Genomic DNA, 17,068 nt, shown 5'->3' with positions numbered 1-17,068 from the left:
GCTCCTTTGATTGCGATGCTGATAGCAGATTGATCCAAGGCGATGCTTCGATTACCCTCGAACTATGAAATACGGTCCCGACATCTCTCGCATCGCCAGCCTGATCGGCGATCCCGCCCGCGCCAATATGCTGACCGCGCTGATGTCGGGCAAGGCGCTGACGGCCACCGAATTGGCGGCAGAGGCCGGCGTGACCCCGCAAACGGCCAGTTCGCATCTGGCGCGATTGGAACAGGGCGGCTTGCTGAGTTTTCGCAAGCAAGGACGGCACAAATATGCGGCACTTGCCAGTGAACAGGTGGCGCAGGTGTTGGAAATGCTGATGGGCATTGCGGCTCGGGCCGGACATACGCGCACCCGGACCGGGCCACGAAATCAGGCGCTGCGCGAGGCGCGGATTTGCTATAACCACCTTGCCGGTGATTGCGGCACGCGCATGTTTGACAGGCTGATCGAACGTGACCTGCTGATCCAGGACGGTGACGATCTGCGCCTGACCGACATCGGGAAAACCTTCATGCGCGGTTTCGGAATTGACCTGCCAAAGCTGGTCAAGGGAAAAACCCCGATGTGCCGCACCTGTCTGGATTGGAGCGAGCGACGGTCACATCTGGCAGGCAGTCTGGGCCGCGCCTTGCTCAGCAGGATCGAGGATCTGGGCTGGGCGCGGCGCGATCGCGACACGCGGATCGTCACCTTTACGCCCCAAGGCAGGCAGGCATTCGACGCGCTGTTCGGTTAGCCGGAAACCGGGCGTTCTGCCCGCAACTGGTCAATGCTGTTGACGCCCAGCAGCGCCATATCGCGGTCAACCTCCTCGGCCAGCAGCTTCATGGCGTGGCATATGCCCGCCACGCCGTCGGTGGCAGCGGCATAAAGAAACGGGCGGCCGACAAGCGTGAAATCGGCGCCCATGACCAGCGCCTTCAACACATCCGTGCCACGCCGGATGCCGCCATCGACAATCACGGCCATATCCGGCACCGCCGCCCGAACCGCTGGCAGCGCCTGCATCCCCGAAATTGCGCCATCAAGCTGCCGCCCACCGTGGTTTGACAGGATGACCCCGTCGCATCCTGCATTGCGCGCACGGATGGCGTCGTCGGGGTGCAGAATACCTTTGACCAGCAGTTTTCCAGGCCAGCGAGCGCGGATATAGTCGATATCCGGCCAGCCAAGCCGATCCCGCGCGATGGTGGACCGCACCAGATCACGCGAAAACAGGGGCGGCCCCCGCACGGCCTCCATATTCGCGAAATGCGGCATGCCACGGCTCCACATCTCTCGGCCCAATGTGCCGATGGTCCAGCGTGGATGCGTGATGCCCTGCCAGATCAGTTGCGGTGTCACGCGAAACGGCGCGTCAAAGCCGTTGCGGGCGTTGTTTTCCCGATTGGCGGCAACAGGCACGTCGCCCGTGACGACCAGCGTATCGAAACCGGCTTTCAGCAACCGTTCCAGCAACGGCGCGATGCGGCTTTGATCGCCGGGAATATAGCATTGGAACCATCCGCTTTGGCCTTCAGTGGCCACGCGCTCCAGCGGGGTCAGCGATGCCGCCGAACAGATCGCAAAGCTGCCCATCCGGGTCGCGGCCCTGGCCAGCGCCACATCGCCGTCATAAGCCGCCAGCGCGCTGAACCCCATCGGCGCGATGGCAAAAGGAAGCTTGTAGCTGTGCCCCAACAGATTCAGCGCCTGACTGCGGACCGAGACATCGCGCAGCACGCGGGGCGTAAACGAAATCGCATCAAGGGCCGCGCGGTTGGCATTCAGGCTGGCGTTGCGCTCGACCCCGCCGCTGACATAGCCAAAGATCGCCAAGGGCAGCTTGCGGCGGGCGCGACGTTCGAAATCCTCCAGCGACAGGACGGATCGCAGATGCCGGGGAACGGTCATTGGCTTACGCCTTGCAATCGCGACCGAGGGCGTGTCCGTCATGCCGCCCCCTACGCGTCGGGATTGCGTCGCACGAACAGCTCATAGGCCAGATAGGCCCCCGCCGCGCCAAACAGGATCGCCCAGAACGGGTTACCGTTGTAAAGTTCGACCCCGGCCCAGATCAACGGCAGCACGACGCAAAGAACACGCACCCACAGGTGCCTGAAAAACGGAGCGTTCGGGTCAACCAGCATCTTCATCTCCGCTATGCGCAGCCATCATAGACCGTGCCGCCATTTTGGCGCGCCTGAAAAGGCGTCCGCCACGTGATCGACGAATAACCGTGTCTTGCGCGGCATGGGCCGGATGGGCGGCCAGACGACGCTGATCGGCAACGGTTGCTGCGGCAGATCGGGCAGAAGGCGCACCAGGTCGCCACTGCGCAGCGCGTCATGGACAATGAACAGCGGCAGCAGCGCAAGGCCAAGCCCGCCGATCGCCATGTCGCGGATCGCCTCGCCATTATTGGCGGTCATCCGACCCTGTTCGGGCGGCTCGACATCGGCAAACGGCCAGATATCGCTAAGCCGCGCATTCAGATAGCCAATCGCCTTGTGATTGCGCAGATCCTCGGGGCGTTCAATGGCGCCATGCATCGCAAGATAGGCCGGACTGGCGACCAGCGCCCGCGGGTCTTCGCAGATACGCCGCGCCATCAGCGTGCTGTCTTTCAGATAGCCGATGCGGATGCTGGCATCGAACCCCGATCGGCCCAGGTCGGTCAGTTGATCGTCGTAATCCACCACGATCTCCAAATCGGGGTGGGCGCGGGCGAAACCTGCGATCACGGGGCCAAGATGCCGGATGCCAAAGCTCATCGGGGCGGCAATAGACAGCTTGCCTCGCAGTTCTGTTTGGACACCACTGACGCTTTCGGTCGCTGCGATCAGTTCTGCCAGCGCCGGGCGCAGCCGGTCAGCCAGCGCATAGGCATTGTCCGTCGGCGCAATGCGGCCCGCGTTGCGTGTGAACAGCGGCACGCCCAGGGTTGCCTCGAAATCGCTGATCCGCTTGCTGACCACGGATTTTGACAAATCCGCGCGCGACGCCGCGCCCGAAATGCTGCCCGCGTCCAGAACCGCCAGAAAGGTTTCGATATCTGTGATGTTCCAACTCATCAGGTCACAATACTCAGGTCGCTGCCGTTCGCAAGAACAGAACGCGGCGTTGCATCACGAACGTCTCGCCCGAACGACCAAAGGCATGCATATTGGGTGTAAGCATTCGAAAGGAGCATCCAAATGCAACTTACGGGAATTCACCACCTGACCGCGATCACGGCTGACGCACAAGGAAACAACCGCTTCTACACAGACACCCTTGGGTTGCGGCGGGTCAAAAAGACGGTCAATCAGGACGACACCTCGGCCTATCATCTGTTCTTTGCAGATGGCGCAGGTTCACCCGGATCAGACATCACCTTCTTTGACTGGCCGACGGCACGTGAACGTCGCGGCACCCATTCGATCAGCCGCACGGGTCTGCGCGTCAACGAAGACAGCCTGGATTACTGGGCCGGACGTCTGGGCGATCTGGGCGTTTCAACCGGCAAGATCGTCACGCTGGACGGCCGCGCCTCGCTGGATGTGGAAGACCCCGAAGGCCAGCGCCTGCGGCTGATCGGTGCCGACAGCCCGGCGGGACACCCGTGGGAACGCAGCCCGGTCCCGGCCGAACATCAGATCCACGGCCTTGGCCCGATCACGATTTCGGTTCCCGATCTGGCCCCGACCGAGGCCGTGCTGACCCAGGTCATGAACATGCGCAAGGTCCGCGACTATGCCAGCCCGGACGGCGAAGGACAGGTGCACGTCTTTGCCATGGGCGATGGTGGCGCGGCTGCCGAACTGCATGTCGCCGTGCAACCCGGCCTGCCGGTCGCACGTCAGGGCGCGGGTGCGGTTCACCACGTGGCCTTCCGCGTCCCCGACAAGGCTGCGCTGACGGAATGGGCCAGCAAGGTTCAGGGTGCTCGCGTCCCCAACTCGGGCGAGGTTGAACGCTATTACTTCCGCTCGTTGTATTTCCGCGAACCGGGCGGCAACCTGTTTGAACTTGCCACCGACGGTCCCGGCTTTGCGGTCGATGAATCCGAGGCGACGATGGGCGAAGGCCTGTCCCTGCCCCCGTTCCTTGAACCGAAACGCGCCGCGATTGAGGCTGGTCTGAAACCGCTGGACTAAGCTAATGTTATCGGGGGCCGCTGCGCCCCCGACAACATATTCAAGGAGCCTCTGATGACGACAATTCTTGGTATAAGCGGCAGCCTGCGCCACGCATCCTTCAACTCAGGTCTGCTGCGCGCCGCCCAAGAGCTTGCGCCGGCAGGCGTCGACATCGTCATCGGCTCGATTGCCGATGTGCCACTGTATAATGGCGACGATGAAGCCACCTATGGTCAACCCGCCGCAGTCGAGGTGCTGAAACGGCAACTGGCACAGGCTGATGGCCTGCTCCTGGTCACGCCGGAATATAACAACAGCGTTCCCGGCGTCATGAAAAACGCCATCGACTGGATGTCCCGCAAGGACGGATTGGAATTGTTCGTGGGCAAACCCGTGGCCGTCACCGGCGCATCGCCGGGTGGGTTCGGCACCGTGATGGCACAGGCCGCATGGGAGCCGATCCTGCGCACGCTTCGCACCCAGCCATGGTGGGAAGGGCGGCTGCTGGTGTCCCGCGCGGGCGGTTTGTATGACGCGCAGGGCAATCTGACCGACGACAAAACGCGTCAGGCCGTCGCCGATTTCATTGCGGGCTTTGCCGCCAGCTTCGACGGGTAGTCCCGCAGGATGGATCGGCTTTCCGCCGACCGCATGTTCGTTCAGGTCGTTCGTCAGGGCAGCTTTGCCGCAGCGGCGCAGCAGCTTGGCGTATCGTCCGGTCAGGCGTCAAAGCTGGTATCCGCGCTTGAGTCCGATCTGGGCGTGCGGTTGCTGAACCGCACGACCCGCGCCACCGCCCTGACAGCCGAGGGAGAGACCTATTTCACCCGCATCGCGGCCATTCTGGATCAGCTGGACGATCTGGATGGCAGTCTGCGCGATGCAGGCCGCACGCCCAAAGGGACGCTGCGCCTGACCGCACCGCTGACATTCGGCACGGTGCAACTTGTTCCGGCACTGGCCGATTTCGCCAAGCTGCATCCCGGCATTTTACTGGATGTCCAGTTCACCGACAGCGCCATGAGCCTTGCCGAACATGGGTTTGATGCCGCAATCCGCGTGGGAGAGCCGCGCGATTCCGCGTTGAAGATGCGCAAACTGGCGCAAATTCAGGTCAGGTTCGTGGCCGCTGCGACCTATCTGCGCATGCACGGCGTTCCGCGCAGACCCGAGGATCTGGCAAGACACGACATCATCACCGACACCAACTTCGCCCGCCCCGATGATTGGAGCTTTGGCGGGGATCACCCCACCCTGCATTTGCCGGGCCGGTTGCGTTTTTCCAATGCCGAGGCTTGCGTGATTGCCTGCGCAGCCGGGCTGGGCATCGCCCATATTCCCGATTTCGTCTCTGCCTCCGCGATCAACGACGGGCGGCTGATCGAGGTTTTGAAACCGTATCGCCCCGCACCGTCTGGCGTCTATGCGATCACACCTGCCGGCCGCCACATGCCATCGCGGCTGCGCGTGCTGATCGACTTTCTTCTTGCTCGGTGGGGACCAGATCACAATTGGGCCGATTAATTCCATATTGGAAATAATAGTCTTCCAACTCTACGGATTATCGCCAAACCCATCTTGGCCTAGATGGCATGTCAACAACCCAAACAGCCCATAGCGGCCTGAAAGGAACGACATGCTGAACCAACTCAACACCCGCCTGAACAATCCCGGCCTTGCCGCGCTGATCCTGCGCATCACGCTGGGCGTGCTGTTTCTGGCCCATGCCTGGCTGAAGATCGCGGTCTTTACACCGGCAGGCACGGCCCAGTTCTTTCAATCCGTCGGCTTGCCGGGGTTCATGGCCTATGTGACCATCGCGATCGAGGTTCTGGGCGCCATCGCACTGATCATCGGTTTTCAAGTGCGGCTGGTTTCCCTTATCCTGATCCCACTGATGCTGGGCACGATCATCTTCAGCCACGGCGTCAACGGCTTCTTCTTCACCAATGAGGGCGGTGGCTGGGAATATCCCGCATTCTGGGCAATCGCCCTGCTGGTCCAGGCGCTGCTTGGCGCAGGCCACGCCGCCGCAACCCGCGACTGACCGAAACCCGCGATCAAAAGGAAACGACCATGTCCGAACCCACTATCGACCACGTTGCCCTGACCGTTTTCGATCTGAACGGCATGGCGGATTTCTATGAAAAGGCGATTGGGCTTGCTCCCTTGGGTGGCGATGCGGAAACGCGACGTCTGGGGGCGGGTGATCAGGTCCTGCTGGAACTGCGCCGTGACGCTGCTGCCAAACCGCGCGATGCCCGTCAGGCCGGGCTGTTTCACACCGCCTTTCTGCTGCCGACCCGTGCCGATCTGGCGGCATGGACACGTCACGCCGCCGATAACGGCATCCGCCTGACCGGTGCATCCGATCACGGCGTCAGCGAGGCACTGTATCTGGATGATCCCGAAGGCAACGGCATCGAGATCTATCAGGATCGCCCGATGGATCATTGGACCAAAACCGGCAACCGGATCGAAATGTATACGCGGCGGCTGGACCTGAACGATCTGCTGGCCGACGCCCAAGCCCCCTGGGCCGGCGCGCCGGTTGGTAGCACGGTTGGCCATGTCCATCTGCAAGTCGGTGATCTGAACCCCGCCGATGCATTCTTTACCGGCGATCTGGGCCTGACCCGAACCTACGACGCCCCCGGCGGCGCCTGGTATGGGTGGAACGGCTATCACCACCAGATCGCCGGAAATGTCTGGAACAGCCGCGGCGCAGGCCCGCGCGACGCAAACAGGCTGGGACTGGCCGAGGTGGTGGTGCGCGACAGCGCCCGTCAGGGCACCGCCTCCAGCGACCCTTGGGGAACGCAATTCCGATTCGTGTGAGCAGGGAGGCCACGTCCTGAGGGTCAGGACTGATAGCCAATGGATGACGGTTGCTGCGCCTGCGACGGCGGAGAGGAAGACTTCGGGCATCGGTCGTAGCGGGTCGCCGGGCGCCTCCAATCCTTGAGGCGTCCGAACATGATCTCGATGCGGTTACGCCGCCTGTCGCGACGCTGGCCGTATTTCACGGTCGTCCTGCGCTGATTTCGATCCGGAATGCGGGCACGTATCGCTTCGTGCTGCAACGCTTCCCTGAATCAGCCAGCGTCATGGCCCGGGTCCCCGAGCAAGCAGTCTACCTTCGGCGGGCTGGACAGGAGTGCCCGCGCACCGATGCCGTCGCTGACCTGTCCGGCGGTGACGAACAGGGCGAGCGGCCAGACCGGCCATCATCCGGGCGAAAACACTCTTGTCGCGCCGGCGCTTCCAACGGTTGTAAAGCGTCTTGTGTGGCCCATGACGAAGGCAACCTCACTCACCCAGCTACAAACGCATCCGCCCAATCGGGATGCTTTTCCGCCTGGGCGACGACATAGGAACAACGCGGGATCACCTTGAAGCCGTTTTTCCGCGCATCATCAACCATTGCCTGCACAAGGGCAAAGGCCGCGCCCGTGCCACGCAGGACCGGCGGGGCGAAGGTGTGGTCCGCGCTGATCAGATTGGCGCCACGCGTGATGAAAACCAGTTCCGCCTCGGCATTGTTCCCATCAATCCGGGCGACGTAACGGCCCTGACCGCCGCCCAGATCCTCTTTCGTGACCTCGATTTCCTGCATCTCAGGCTCCTTTCATCCAGTCGGCAGCCAAGGCCAGGTCAGCCTGTGACAGCTCGTGCCCAGCCTGAACAATCTGGGCATCCAGATCGGCACCATTGTCGCGCAGCCAGTCGTTCAGACGCGGGGCGTATTGGCCATAAGGATCGCGCGCTCCGGTCAATGTCAGCACTTTCGCGTCCGTCAGATCGACCTGCGGAAGATCATCCAGCACCGCCATGGGGCGGATCAGGATCGCGCGTTTGATCAAGCCCGGATGCAGCGCCATCACGGCGGCGGCAAAATTCGCCCCGTTGGAATAGCCCAATACCGTGGCCTTGTCCGGGTCCAGCCCATAGGCCGCCTTTGCGCCTTGCAGGAAGGCGGCGAAAGCCTCGGCCTCGGACCGGATGTCATCCTGATCGAAGGTGGTCATGGAATTGCGACGGAAGAAACGGGCGATGCCTTCCTCGGTCGAGCGGCCACGCACGCCCAACAGCGTCGCATCGGGGGCGATGCGGCTGCCCAGCGGCAGCAGATCGGATTCGTTGCCGCCAGTGCCGTGCAACAAGACGACGGTTGACCCATCCGGCGCATCGGGTTGGCGCAGGCGATGTTCAAAAGGCAGATCGCGCATCGGTATCCTTTCCTCGCCCGGTCGGGCGAATTGCGGCAGCCGGACCCGCAGGTCGGGCGTATCCTCGAAATGCGGAGGGATCATCAGGGTCCGGCCCAGTTGATCCACGGTTTCGTCAACGGTCATGCCGGGCCCGTCGGTCGCCAGTTCGATCAGCGTCTCACCGGGTTCGCGGACGTAAAGCGACTGGAAATATTTGCGGTCGTGATAGGTGACGCCGCTGTTGCGGCCCGACAGCGCCTTTTGCAGCCCGTCCAGTTCCGGCACATCGGCCACGCGCAATGCAACATGGTCAATCGTTCCCGTCCCCGGAATACCCGGCACAAAGCCCGAGGCATCGCGAATATCCAGCACATCGGTATCCGACACCATCCGCGTCAGGCTGCCATCGGTCTGATCCTGACGGAAGCCGAATTGCGATAGGAAATGGATGGTCTGTTCGGGAACATCGCTCCAGATCGTGACGGCGCGGATGCTGTGCGGTGCGGCAGGCCAGCCGGCATCGGGCACATCCGTTCCGACCAGCTTGACGATGATGCCATCCGGGTCTTTCAGCCGCAGGACAGGTTCGCCAAATTCACGGCTTGGCCCCTCGATCTGCATGCGTTGCTGCATGGCGCGGGTCAGCCAGTCGCCGATACGGCCACGGGGGATGGCCAGTGAAATCTCGGCCACTTGCCCGTGGCCTACGCGACCGCGTGCGCCGCCCTGCCAGACCAGAAAACTGATCAATGATCCGGGGCTGCCCTGTGGATCGCCATAGAACAGGTGCAACTGATCCGCGTCCTCGAACCCGGCGGTCTGCTTGACCAATGACAGGCCGATGAACCCCATCCAGAAATCCACATTTGCCTGCACATCACGGGTGATCGCCGTGACGTGATGGATACCGCTGGTCATTTCGCACCTCTTATTCCTAACCTTGCGCCCAAGATGCGGGTTCGCGCCGCGCGGCGCCACCCAAATCGGACGCAACCCCAAGTTCGCGAAATACGAACGCGTTCGGGGTTGGCCGTTCCGGCCGAAACAGCATAGGCTGCAAGAAATCACCGGAGGATATTATGAGCTGGAACCCCGCCCTGACGCCCGGTTGTCCCGATGAGATTGGCGCGGACGCGATTGAAACCCTGATTATCCCACGTTCGCGCGATCTGGGCGGGTTCGAGGTGCGCCGCGCACTGCCCGCGCCCAAACGCCAGATGGTCGGCCCCTTCATCTTCTTCGATCAGGCCGGACCGGCCGAGTTCCTGACAGGTCAGGGCGTCGATGTGCGCCCGCATCCCCATATTGGCCTTGGCACCGTCACCTATCTGTATCGTGGCGATTTTCACCATCGCGACAGCATCGGCAGCGACCAGATCATCCGGCCCGGTGCATTGAACTGGATGGTGGCGGGCAAGGGTGTCAGCCATTCCGAGCGGACGTCGGAAGCCGGGCGTTCGGGCCCGCACAGCCTGTTCGGCATCCAGACATGGATCGCCCTGCCCGAACAATACGAGGATATGGAGCCGACCTTTGAACATCACGGCAAGGAAGCTTTGCCGGAAATCAGGGATCAGGGGATCGACGCCAAGCTGATCCTTGGCAGCGCCTATGGCGAAACTGCCCCTGCACAGATGTATTCCGAAACCTTTTATCTTGATGTGACCCTGGCTGCGGGTGCCCTGTTCCCGATGCCCGACAATCACGAAGATCGCGGGATCTACATCACCGAAGGCTCGATCTCGATTTCCGGGCAAAGCTATGCGGCGGGACAGATGATGATCTTTCGTCCCGGCGACAAGATCACGGTGCAGGCGGGCGAACGCGGCGCGCGGCTGATGGCGCTTGGCGGTGCGACGCTGAACGGGCCGCGCTATATCTGGTGGAACTTCGTCGCCTCATCCGAAGAAAAGATCGAAGAGGCGAAACGCGAATGGCGGGAAGCCCGTTGGGGACAGGGCCTGTTCGACCTGCCCCCGACCGACCGCGATGAACATATTCCCCTGCCATAAGAAAGAATTGGTGATGACAGTCAAAACCCCGAAAGACGTGCGCGATTTCTGGTTCTCGGATGAGATGTCGAAGCTGTGGTTCGAAAAATCGGATCAGGTCGATCAGCGGATCAAGGATGAATTCAGCGACACCTATGAGGCCGCCCATGCCGGCAAGCTGGAACAGTGGATGGACACGCCGGAAGACGCGCTGGCGCTGGTCATCACCTTGGATCAGTTTCCACGCAACATCTTTCGCGGCACGGCGCGGGCTTTTGAAAGCAATGATATCGCGCTGAATTACGCCCGCCGTTCCATCGACCGCGAAGATGATAAATTCGTCGACCCCACGCGGCGGCAGTTTTTCTATCTGCCCTACATGCACAGCGAAAAACTGATGGATCAGAATGCCTCGGTGACGTTTTACGAGGGGTTGGGCAATGAAAATTCATTGCGCTTCGCCATCGCCCATCGGGATGTGATCGAAAAATTCGGGCGCTTTCCGCATCGCAACGCCCCATTGGGTCGCGAAAGCACGCCCGAGGAAATCGAATATATGGAAACGCATAAGGGGTTCTGAACAACCGCAGCTTTCCTGCTGGACGCAGCGCGGGTCGAAATCTATCAGCATCGTATGGATCAGCCCAAAGAACCCTTGGCCCTTCGGATCAGTCGCGAATTGGCGCAGCGGATCGTCACCGGGAAAATCCCGGCTGGCGCCAAGCTGCGTCAGGATCACATCGCCGCTGAATTCGGTGCCAGCCATGTGCCCGTCCGCGAAGCCTTTCGCCAGCTAGAGGCGCAAGAGCTGGCGCTGAGCGAACCACGCCGCGGCTTTCGCGTGGCGGGTTTCAGCATTGATGAGCTGCGAGAGATTTCGGAAATGCGCGCCGCACTAGAGGTGCTGGCCCTGCGCAAGGCCGCCCCACATCTGACGGCCGCGATATTGGCCGAAGCAGAAGAGGCCACGCGGGCGGGCGAACACGCCAAGGATGTTCACAACTGGGACGAGGCCAACCGCCGCTTTCATCGGCTGATCCTGACGCCATGCCGGATGCCGCGCCTGCTGAAAACCATCGAGGATCTGCAGACCGCAAGTTCCCGGTTCCTGCTGGCAGGGTGGCGCGCAACCTGGGAAGCACCGACTGACCGCGATCACCGCGCGATTCTGGCAGCACTTCGGGCCGGTCAGGTGGAAACTGCTGCTGCGCTGCTGGGCCGCCACGTTCAGTGGACCGGCAAAAACCCCCGGAAATTCGGCTAAGCTGCACCGATAGCGTCACCATTCTTGTTTTCATATCTGGTTTATGGGTAACTTCGCCATGAACCACGCGAAATTATCTATAATTCGACAAGGAACCCCGATGATGCGCAATCCGACGACCTCTTACGGCCCGCTGAACCTGCAAGGCCGATCACTGGGCCTGCAAGTCGCCGCCGTCTTTCTGGGCACGGTGTTTCTGGCGATTTCGTCCTATATCGAAGTGCCGATGATCCCTGTGCCGATCACCATGCAAACTTTTGCCGTGACGCTGATCGGGGCACTGTATGGCTGGCGACTGGGCGCGGCAACCGTGATCGCATGGCTGGCCGAAGGCGCAGCGGGAATGCCTGTCCTTGCAGGCGGCGCGGCCGGGATCGCCCATTTCTTCGGCCCCACTGGCGGCTATCTGCTGGCCTTCCCGATTGTTGCGGCGGTGACCGGCTGGCTGGCCCAGCGGGGCTGGAACGGCGGCAATCCGGGGCTGGCCTTTGCGGCCATGTTGATCGGCAACCTGCTGTGCCTGGTGCTGGGCGCGACATGGCTGGCGGCGATGATCGGCGTTGAAAAGGCGATCGCCTTGGGTGTCACGCCCTTCCTGATCGGTGCAGTTCTGAAATCCGGCCTGGGCGCGATGACGCTGCGCCTGATCGGTCGCAACCGGGCATAACTGCTATGACCGTGCGGCTTCGTCCGCATCATTTGCTCTGTTTGCTGACCTATGTCGGCAAAGGCTACAGCCCCGCTTTCATCGCGGGGCTGACGGCTATCGCGAAGCGCATCGACGCGGGCGAGGATGTTTTGATCGTGCATGGTCCCGACGATATCTGCACCCCCATGCTGAACGATCCAAGTGCGCATTGCCGCAATGCCACCATCGACATCCGCGACGCAGCCGCCGCCTATGACGTGGGCAAGCTGCTGGATCGCGGCATTCGCGCCGGTATCCGCCTGTCGCTGACGCCCGAGATTGTTGCCGTGATGCGCAAGGGTTTTGCTGCGGCACAGACGCGATCGGCCTGCGTGCGGTGTGATTGGGCCGACCTTTGCACCGATATTGCGGGCACCGGCTATCAGAATGCGGTCTTGCAAGCCGGGACCGGGACGACCGACTGAATCATCCCGCCGATGGCGCGGTTGGCACGGGCGCGTCGCAGCCCCGCGGCGGCGTCAGCAGCCCTTGGCCAAAGACGTGATCGCGGCCCGCATCGCCCAGATCCCGCGCATTCTGGACAATGCGTTCGCGCACCTGCACGGGCGTCAGATCCGGGTGACGTTGCAGCATCATCGCCACCGCCGCCGTCACGAACGGCGCAGCATAGGATGTGCCGGTTTTCGTGCGTGCCCCGCTGATCGAGGCGGCGGTCCAGACATCGACGCCGGGGGCCGCAATGTCGATATGCTCGCCCCGGTTGGCCCGGCGATAAACCTGCCCGCGACGATCCACCGCCGTCACCGCAATGACCTGATCATAGGCGGCGGGATAGGCGGGCTTTGCCGACGGGCCATTATTGCCGGCCGCCGCCACGACCACGATCCCGGCCTCCTCCAATTCCCGAATTTCCCGTTCCAAGGCACGGTTCGGGGGACCGGCCAACGACAGGTTGATGACCCGGACATTCTGGCTGGCCAGATAATCCAGCGCCTCGATCAGGGCAAAGGCATCGGCCCGCTGATCCTTTTGATCCTTGTGAAAGGCGTCCACCGCGACAAGCTGCGCCTGCGGCACCAACCCGGGTGAGCGGCTGGCGCTGTCGCCAACCAGAAGCGAGGCAACCGCCGTGCCGTGCAGTTGATCGGAAATCGGGCTTTGGGTTTCAACCCGATGCAACCTGATCGCCGCATCTGACAGCGCCGCATGTTCGGCGTTCAGGCCGGTATCCACCATGCCGATCAGGGGCAGATCACCACAGCCCGCTGTCGCGGGCCATTCGATCATGTCGCGAGCAAGGCAATCGACGCCCTGACATTCCGCAGCCTGTTCGGTGCGATAGTAGTGGTTGAAGTCCGCACCTTGGGGCGATTGCAACTGACGAACCGTGCGCCGCGCATCGGCCATGGTCAGCGATTGCGGTTTGCGCAACCGGGTCAATGACAGCCCGTCGGACAGGTCGCGGCGCTGCAGGACGGCGAAGCCCTGCCCTTCCAGACCCGCCAAATCTTCATCCGACAGGCCACGAACCAGAATTTCGTTCGGTGCGCGTTGTGGCAATGGGGCGGCAACCCTTGCCGGGGCACGGCGACGCACGGGGCCGTCATCATCATCGTCATTCGCGCGCATGCGGCGCTGGCGGGGGGCATCGTCGTCGTCGTCATCATCCTGCGCATGGGCCGCGCCGACCCAGACGGGTCCGTCCGGCCCCCAACCAGGCTGAAGCAGAAGCGAGCATAAAACGACAATGACTATCGGCAAGAATCGCATCATTCGGTCCCCTGATGAACTTCGCTGCTGGACAACTACGGGCGGCACCCGCATTTATTCCTACAAATTGAAGAAAATTAACAGGTGTTTGGGGTTACGGATGGATGCCGCCTTCAGCGAAGGACTGATCAATCTGCTGCCAAATCTGCGGCGCTATGCCCTGTCGCTGGCCCGTCGTGGCGATGTGGCGGATGATCTGGTGCAGATCACGGTTGAACGCGCGCTGGCCAATCACGCCAGCTACGATCCCGCCAACCGGCTGGAACCATGGTTGTTTCGTATCTTGCGCAACGCCTTTATCGACATGACTCGGCGCAGCAAGACCGCTGGCACTCAGCTGGACGTTTTCGAGATGCCCGATATCGTCGCGGTCGACGGCGAAGCGGCGGTCGAGGCGCGGCTGATGTTGCAGGCAACAACCGAAGCCATGGAAACCCTGCCGCCTGAACAGCGCGATATCCTGCACCTGATCTGCATCGAAGACCTGAGCTACGCCGAAGCGGCCGAGGTTCTGGATATCCCCAAAGGCACGGTGATGAGCCGTCTTTCGCGTGCCCGACTGGCTTTAGCCGAAAAGCTGGGAATAAAATGATGTTCTGGGACGTATGGCACAGGACTGTTACTTTGAACGCAAGAGGCATCCATGCAGATTGATGACCAGACGCTGATGGCGCTTGCCGATGGTGAGTTGGATGCGGCGACAGCCGCCAAGGTCACCGCCACCGTCAATGCCGACCCGGCACTGCAGGCCCGTTTGCGCATGTTCACCGAAACCCGCACGCGGTTGCAGGCGGATATCCCTGCCCCGCAACCAACGGCCAAAGACGCCGATCTGGCCGCCATGATCCGTGCGACACAAGCGGCATCGGATACAGCGGCAAAGGCGCCGCCACCGCCCGCGCAACCCGCCAATATCAACCGCCGGCCGCTGATGGCGATTGCCGCCGCGTTGGCGCTGGCTGTTGTCGGTCTGGGCTGGTGGCAAAACGGCGAGCCGGCACAGTCTGGCTTCGGGGCCGGGCAACTTGCCGCGTTGGAAAGCCTGCCCTCGGGTCAAACGCAACGGTTGGAAGACGGTCGCGATCTGACGATGGTCGCATCCTATCAGAACGGTGACGGCGAGTTCTGCCGCGAATATGAAACCTTCGGGGAAGCGGCGCAGATTGTGGTCGCGTGCCGTGGCAGCGACGGCTGGGCCGAACGCTTTGCCGTCAGCATTCAGGAAGAGGTGGGATACGTTCCCGCAACAGGTGAAATTGCTGAGCTTGATCAATTCCTGAACCAGTCCGGCATGGGACAGCCGCTTTCTCCCGAGGAGGAAGCTGCTGCTTTGGCTGAATAATTCAGGAAGGCCGATCTTTTCTGGATCTTTTTGGGAATAAAATGCGCCCCCCCGCGTAATCAGGTTAGAAAGCAGACAGAAACAAATCATCTGCCAGCTTTCATCGGCAAGATTACGGGATCGGCATTTGCCAGACCCGTGACCCCACCCGACCAAACCGGGCGCATCTGCGCGTCCCGGATCGCAACAGACTGGTTCGCAATCAGGGCGGATGCCGACCAGTTCCATCTGATCCCGCCCATGAAAGAACATTCACATGGTTCGCAAATATGGAAACGACGATGACAACCGCCTGATCGGCACCAGTGTCGCTGATCTTCTGTTTGGACGTTCCGGCGACGATCGCCTGGAAGGCCGGGGCGGCAACGACAAGCTGGACGGCGGCGAAGGCAACGATCGCATCTTTGGCGGCACCGGCAGCGACACGATCTGGGGCGGTTCCGGTAACGACTTCATCGACGCGGGCAGCGGGCATAATCGTGTCTTTGCAGGTGAAGGCAACGACACCATCCTGTCCGGACGTGGCAATGACCTGATCCACGGTCATGAAGGGAATGACGTGATCCGCTCGGGTGCAGGCAACGACACGCTGACGGGCGGCGAGGGCGACGACCGCATGATCGCGGGTAACGGTCGCGACATCATGCGCGGCGGCGAAGGCAATGACACGCTGAACGGCGGCGGTGGCAATGATCTGATGACCGGTGGCGAAGGCGCGGATCGGTTTGTCTTTAACGGCGGGCGCGATGTCATCACCGATTTCGAGCGTGGCGACGATCAAATCGACCTGTCGGCCTTTGCCCGCTTTGACAGCTGGTCCGATGTGCGCGGTGCTGCACGTCAATCGGGCGACAATGTGATCATCAGCGCAGGCGACCATCGCCTTGTGATCGAGGATTTTCGCGTCCGTCAAATGGATGACGACGACTTCATTTGGTGATTTTCCTTTCCCTGGCAGCGCGCCCCTTTTTCGGGGCGCGTTTGCATTCAGGATAACCTGTCGCCATGGTCCAAGATCCACCTCTGCGCCCCGGCGGATACCGCGTCATAGACGGCGCCACCGATCATCTGGCCCAGGTCGGTATGCTTGCCGACAAAAAGCTGATCGCCCGGATCACAGGCCAGCGCGAGGCAATCGGTCCCGGTCCCGGTCGCTGCACCGAGAGGCAGCTTCAGCCCGGCATCCATGATTGCCGCGGTCCGCGCCTCGGCCATCAGGGTCATCGCCTCCAGCATGGCGGTCTGGCTTAGCCCGGCCTGAAGCCGCAGAATGATGTTGATGGTGCCATAGCTGGTCGCCTGCACCACGCGCCTCTGCCCGATACGTTCGGCATTCCCCAACCCTACGGTGGCGACACAATGCGCCAGCCCCTGCGATGCGCTGCGGTAATGTTGCAGCTCGCGCGATGTCAGCATGGCGACATCCGTGGGCCAGCCTTCATGGTGGATTTGCGCCGCCAGCCAGCCAAGCGCGTCCACCTTGGGCCCCAGATCGGCATTTCGGACATAGCGGATCAAAACGCGATCAGCCGTGCGGAACCCCGGACGATAGGGCGCAAAGGACAGCACCTGCATCGGGCGCCCCAGATCGGCGATCAACCACGCGCCCTGCAAGATCGTCTTCATATTGGTCCCACTGTCCAACCGCCGGATATCCGTCCGCGTTCATCGCAAGGATGCAACAGGCCGGGGCTGGCAAAGACCACATCACCCAGCTAACGTGCCCGCAAACACC

At 61.9% G+C, this 17,068-nt stretch carries 21 protein-coding genes and 1 pseudogene; 14 read left to right on the top strand and 8 right to left on the bottom strand.

Translation table 11 applies throughout. The features are described from left to right. Positions 1 to 64 precede the first annotated feature (64 nt). Positions 65 to 742 carry an ArsR/SmtB family transcription factor gene (locus H4P12_RS14925; RefSeq protein WP_187794444.1) on the top strand — a complete coding sequence of 226 codons (678 nt, stop codon included), beginning with the start codon at positions 65 to 67 and terminating at the stop codon, positions 740 to 742. Here H4P12_RS14925 and H4P12_RS14920 read toward each other — a convergent pair. The 3 genes from H4P12_RS14920 to H4P12_RS14910 are packed head-to-tail and all read right to left on the bottom strand — an operon-like array spanning position 739 to position 3,059. Further along, positions 739 to 1,941 carry an alpha-hydroxy acid oxidase gene (locus tag H4P12_RS14920; protein WP_187794443.1) on the bottom strand — a complete coding sequence of 401 codons (1,203 nt, stop codon included), beginning with the start codon at positions 1,939 to 1,941 and terminating at the stop codon, positions 739 to 741. The two genes, H4P12_RS14925 and H4P12_RS14920, sit on opposite strands and share 4 nt — an antisense overlap. Positions 1,942 to 1,949: 8 nt before the next feature. Then, on the bottom strand, positions 1,950 to 2,135 hold the full coding sequence (locus H4P12_RS14915; protein ID WP_187794442.1) for a hypothetical protein: 186 nt from the start codon (positions 2,133 to 2,135) through the stop codon (positions 1,950 to 1,952). A gap of 24 nt (positions 2,136 to 2,159) precedes the next feature. Then, positions 2,160 to 3,059 carry a LysR family transcriptional regulator gene (locus H4P12_RS14910; protein WP_187794441.1) on the bottom strand — a complete coding sequence of 300 codons (900 nt, stop codon included), beginning with the start codon at positions 3,057 to 3,059 and terminating at the stop codon, positions 2,160 to 2,162. A 123-nt stretch (positions 3,060 to 3,182) separates the two neighbouring features. Between H4P12_RS14910 and H4P12_RS14905 the strand changes: the two genes are divergently transcribed. From H4P12_RS14905 to H4P12_RS14885, 5 genes are all read left to right on the top strand, one after another. After that, positions 3,183 to 4,124 carry a ring-cleaving dioxygenase gene (locus tag H4P12_RS14905; RefSeq protein WP_187794440.1) on the top strand — a complete coding sequence of 314 codons (942 nt, stop codon included), beginning with the start codon at positions 3,183 to 3,185 and terminating at the stop codon, positions 4,122 to 4,124. A gap of 54 nt (positions 4,125 to 4,178) precedes the next feature. Next, positions 4,179 to 4,724 carry an NADPH-dependent FMN reductase gene (locus H4P12_RS14900; protein ID WP_187794439.1) on the top strand — a complete coding sequence of 182 codons (546 nt, stop codon included), beginning with the start codon at positions 4,179 to 4,181 and terminating at the stop codon, positions 4,722 to 4,724. Between the two features lie 9 nt (positions 4,725 to 4,733). Further along, entirely contained in the window at positions 4,734 to 5,630 is an 897-nt protein-coding gene (locus H4P12_RS14895) for a LysR family transcriptional regulator (protein WP_187794438.1), read from the top strand. A gap of 112 nt (positions 5,631 to 5,742) precedes the next feature. Further along, positions 5,743 to 6,153 (top strand): DoxX family protein, encoded by a 411-nt coding sequence (locus H4P12_RS14890; protein WP_187794437.1) that lies wholly within the window; start codon positions 5,743 to 5,745, stop codon positions 6,151 to 6,153. Between the two features lie 29 nt (positions 6,154 to 6,182). Further along, entirely contained in the window at positions 6,183 to 6,944 is a 762-nt protein-coding gene (locus H4P12_RS14885; protein ID WP_187794436.1) for a VOC family protein, read from the top strand. Between the two features lie 33 nt (positions 6,945 to 6,977). Here the strand turns inward: H4P12_RS14885 and H4P12_RS14880 are convergent. The 3 genes and pseudogenes from H4P12_RS14880 to H4P12_RS14870 form a co-directional block, all read right to left on the bottom strand. Next, positions 6,978 to 7,403, bottom strand: a pseudogene (locus H4P12_RS14880) (transposase); the annotation flags it as partial. Positions 7,404 to 7,419: 16 nt separating this feature from the next. Beyond that, on the bottom strand, positions 7,420 to 7,722 hold the full coding sequence (locus H4P12_RS14875) for a GNAT family N-acetyltransferase (RefSeq protein WP_187794435.1): 303 nt from the start codon (positions 7,720 to 7,722) through the stop codon (positions 7,420 to 7,422). A 1-nt stretch (position 7,723) separates the two neighbouring features. Beyond that, positions 7,724 to 9,235, bottom strand: coding sequence for a VOC family protein (locus H4P12_RS14870; RefSeq protein WP_187794434.1), 1,512 nt, complete (start codon positions 9,233 to 9,235; stop codon positions 7,724 to 7,726). Between the two features lie 161 nt (positions 9,236 to 9,396). Between H4P12_RS14870 and H4P12_RS14865 the strand changes: the two genes are divergently transcribed. From H4P12_RS14865 to H4P12_RS14845, 5 genes are all read left to right on the top strand, one after another. Beyond that, positions 9,397 to 10,329, top strand: a complete 933-nt coding sequence (locus H4P12_RS14865; RefSeq protein ID WP_187794433.1) for a pirin family protein — start codon at positions 9,397 to 9,399, stop codon at positions 10,327 to 10,329. Between the two features lie 13 nt (positions 10,330 to 10,342). Beyond that, positions 10,343 to 10,888, top strand: coding sequence for a DUF924 family protein (locus tag H4P12_RS14860; protein WP_187794432.1), 546 nt, complete (start codon positions 10,343 to 10,345; stop codon positions 10,886 to 10,888). A 54-nt stretch (positions 10,889 to 10,942) separates the two neighbouring features. Further along, complete coding sequence (locus tag H4P12_RS14855; RefSeq protein ID WP_187794431.1) at positions 10,943 to 11,572, top strand: GntR family transcriptional regulator; 630 nt, start codon at positions 10,943 to 10,945, stop codon at positions 11,570 to 11,572. A gap of 100 nt (positions 11,573 to 11,672) precedes the next feature. Then, a complete protein-coding gene (locus tag H4P12_RS14850) occupies positions 11,673 to 12,239 on the top strand; it encodes a biotin transporter BioY (RefSeq protein WP_187794430.1) in 567 nt (188 codons plus the stop codon). Positions 12,240 to 12,244: 5 nt separating this feature from the next. Further along, on the top strand, positions 12,245 to 12,685 hold the full coding sequence (locus H4P12_RS14845) for a DUF1284 domain-containing protein (protein WP_187794429.1): 441 nt from the start codon (positions 12,245 to 12,247) through the stop codon (positions 12,683 to 12,685). 1 nt (position 12,686) lies between these two features. Here the strand turns inward: H4P12_RS14845 and H4P12_RS14840 are convergent, their stop codons facing one another. Then, positions 12,687 to 13,994 (bottom strand): S8 family serine peptidase, encoded by a 1,308-nt coding sequence (locus tag H4P12_RS14840; protein WP_246449306.1) that lies wholly within the window; start codon positions 13,992 to 13,994, stop codon positions 12,687 to 12,689. 97 nt (positions 13,995 to 14,091) lie between these two features. On the opposite strand from H4P12_RS14840, the gene H4P12_RS14835 reads away from it, so the two are divergent. From H4P12_RS14835 to H4P12_RS14825, 3 genes are all read left to right on the top strand, one after another. After that, on the top strand, positions 14,092 to 14,583 hold the full coding sequence (locus H4P12_RS14835; RefSeq protein WP_187794428.1) for an RNA polymerase sigma factor: 492 nt from the start codon (positions 14,092 to 14,094) through the stop codon (positions 14,581 to 14,583). Between the two features lie 51 nt (positions 14,584 to 14,634). Continuing rightward, positions 14,635 to 15,333, top strand: a complete 699-nt coding sequence (locus H4P12_RS14830; protein WP_187794427.1) for a hypothetical protein — start codon at positions 14,635 to 14,637, stop codon at positions 15,331 to 15,333. 256 nt (positions 15,334 to 15,589) lie between these two features. Continuing rightward, positions 15,590 to 16,273 (top strand): calcium-binding protein, encoded by a 684-nt coding sequence (locus H4P12_RS14825; RefSeq protein ID WP_187794426.1) that lies wholly within the window; start codon positions 15,590 to 15,592, stop codon positions 16,271 to 16,273. Between the two features lie 47 nt (positions 16,274 to 16,320). On the opposite strand, the gene H4P12_RS14820 is transcribed toward H4P12_RS14825, so the two are convergent. Beyond that, positions 16,321 to 16,959, bottom strand: a complete 639-nt coding sequence (locus tag H4P12_RS14820) for an adenosylcobinamide amidohydrolase (protein WP_187794425.1) — start codon at positions 16,957 to 16,959, stop codon at positions 16,321 to 16,323. Between the last annotated feature and the right edge of the window lie 109 nt (positions 16,960 to 17,068).

It is taken from the genome of Paracoccus amoyensis (genome assembly GCF_014490725.1).
GTDB lineage: Bacteria > Pseudomonadota > Alphaproteobacteria > Rhodobacterales > Rhodobacteraceae > Paracoccus > Paracoccus amoyensis.
Note: the sequence above shows the minus strand (reverse complement) of the source record. Positions and strands in the feature narration are given on the sequence as shown.

What these genes read in the sequence shown, in the direction of transcription:
- H4P12_RS14925 (WP_187794444.1), top strand. Translation starts at nt 65, where the DNA reads ATGAAATACGGTCCCGACATCTCTCGCATCGCCAGCCTGATCGGCGAT.
- H4P12_RS14920 (WP_187794443.1), bottom strand. Translation starts at nt 1,941, where the DNA reads ATGACGGACACGCCCTCGGTCGCGATTGCAAGGCGTAAGCCAATGACC.
- H4P12_RS14915 (WP_187794442.1), bottom strand. Translation starts at nt 2,135, where the DNA reads ATGCTGGTTGACCCGAACGCTCCGTTTTTCAGGCACCTGTGGGTGCGT.
- H4P12_RS14910 (WP_187794441.1), bottom strand. Translation starts at nt 3,059, where the DNA reads ATGAGTTGGAACATCACAGATATCGAAACCTTTCTGGCGGTTCTGGAC.
- H4P12_RS14905 (WP_187794440.1), top strand. Translation starts at nt 3,183, where the DNA reads ATGCAACTTACGGGAATTCACCACCTGACCGCGATCACGGCTGACGCA.
- H4P12_RS14900 (WP_187794439.1), top strand. Translation starts at nt 4,179, where the DNA reads ATGACGACAATTCTTGGTATAAGCGGCAGCCTGCGCCACGCATCCTTC.
- H4P12_RS14895 (WP_187794438.1), top strand. Translation starts at nt 4,734, where the DNA reads ATGGATCGGCTTTCCGCCGACCGCATGTTCGTTCAGGTCGTTCGTCAG.
- H4P12_RS14890 (WP_187794437.1), top strand. Translation starts at nt 5,743, where the DNA reads ATGCTGAACCAACTCAACACCCGCCTGAACAATCCCGGCCTTGCCGCG.
- H4P12_RS14885 (WP_187794436.1), top strand. Translation starts at nt 6,183, where the DNA reads ATGTCCGAACCCACTATCGACCACGTTGCCCTGACCGTTTTCGATCTG.
- H4P12_RS14875 (WP_187794435.1), bottom strand. Translation starts at nt 7,722, where the DNA reads ATGCAGGAAATCGAGGTCACGAAAGAGGATCTGGGCGGCGGTCAGGGC.
- H4P12_RS14870 (WP_187794434.1), bottom strand. Translation starts at nt 9,235, where the DNA reads ATGACCAGCGGTATCCATCACGTCACGGCGATCACCCGTGATGTGCAG.
- H4P12_RS14865 (WP_187794433.1), top strand. Translation starts at nt 9,397, where the DNA reads ATGAGCTGGAACCCCGCCCTGACGCCCGGTTGTCCCGATGAGATTGGC.
- H4P12_RS14860 (WP_187794432.1), top strand. Translation starts at nt 10,343, where the DNA reads ATGACAGTCAAAACCCCGAAAGACGTGCGCGATTTCTGGTTCTCGGAT.
- H4P12_RS14855 (WP_187794431.1), top strand. Translation starts at nt 10,943, where the DNA reads ATGGATCAGCCCAAAGAACCCTTGGCCCTTCGGATCAGTCGCGAATTG.
- H4P12_RS14850 (WP_187794430.1), top strand. Translation starts at nt 11,673, where the DNA reads ATGATGCGCAATCCGACGACCTCTTACGGCCCGCTGAACCTGCAAGGC.
- H4P12_RS14845 (WP_187794429.1), top strand. Translation starts at nt 12,245, where the DNA reads ATGACCGTGCGGCTTCGTCCGCATCATTTGCTCTGTTTGCTGACCTAT.
- H4P12_RS14840 (WP_246449306.1), bottom strand. Translation starts at nt 13,994, where the DNA reads ATGATGCGATTCTTGCCGATAGTCATTGTCGTTTTATGCTCGCTTCTG.
- H4P12_RS14835 (WP_187794428.1), top strand. Translation starts at nt 14,092, where the DNA reads ATGGATGCCGCCTTCAGCGAAGGACTGATCAATCTGCTGCCAAATCTG.
- H4P12_RS14830 (WP_187794427.1), top strand. Translation starts at nt 14,635, where the DNA reads ATGCAGATTGATGACCAGACGCTGATGGCGCTTGCCGATGGTGAGTTG.
- H4P12_RS14825 (WP_187794426.1), top strand. Translation starts at nt 15,590, where the DNA reads ATGGTTCGCAAATATGGAAACGACGATGACAACCGCCTGATCGGCACC.
- H4P12_RS14820 (WP_187794425.1), bottom strand. Translation starts at nt 16,959, where the DNA reads ATGAAGACGATCTTGCAGGGCGCGTGGTTGATCGCCGATCTGGGGCGC.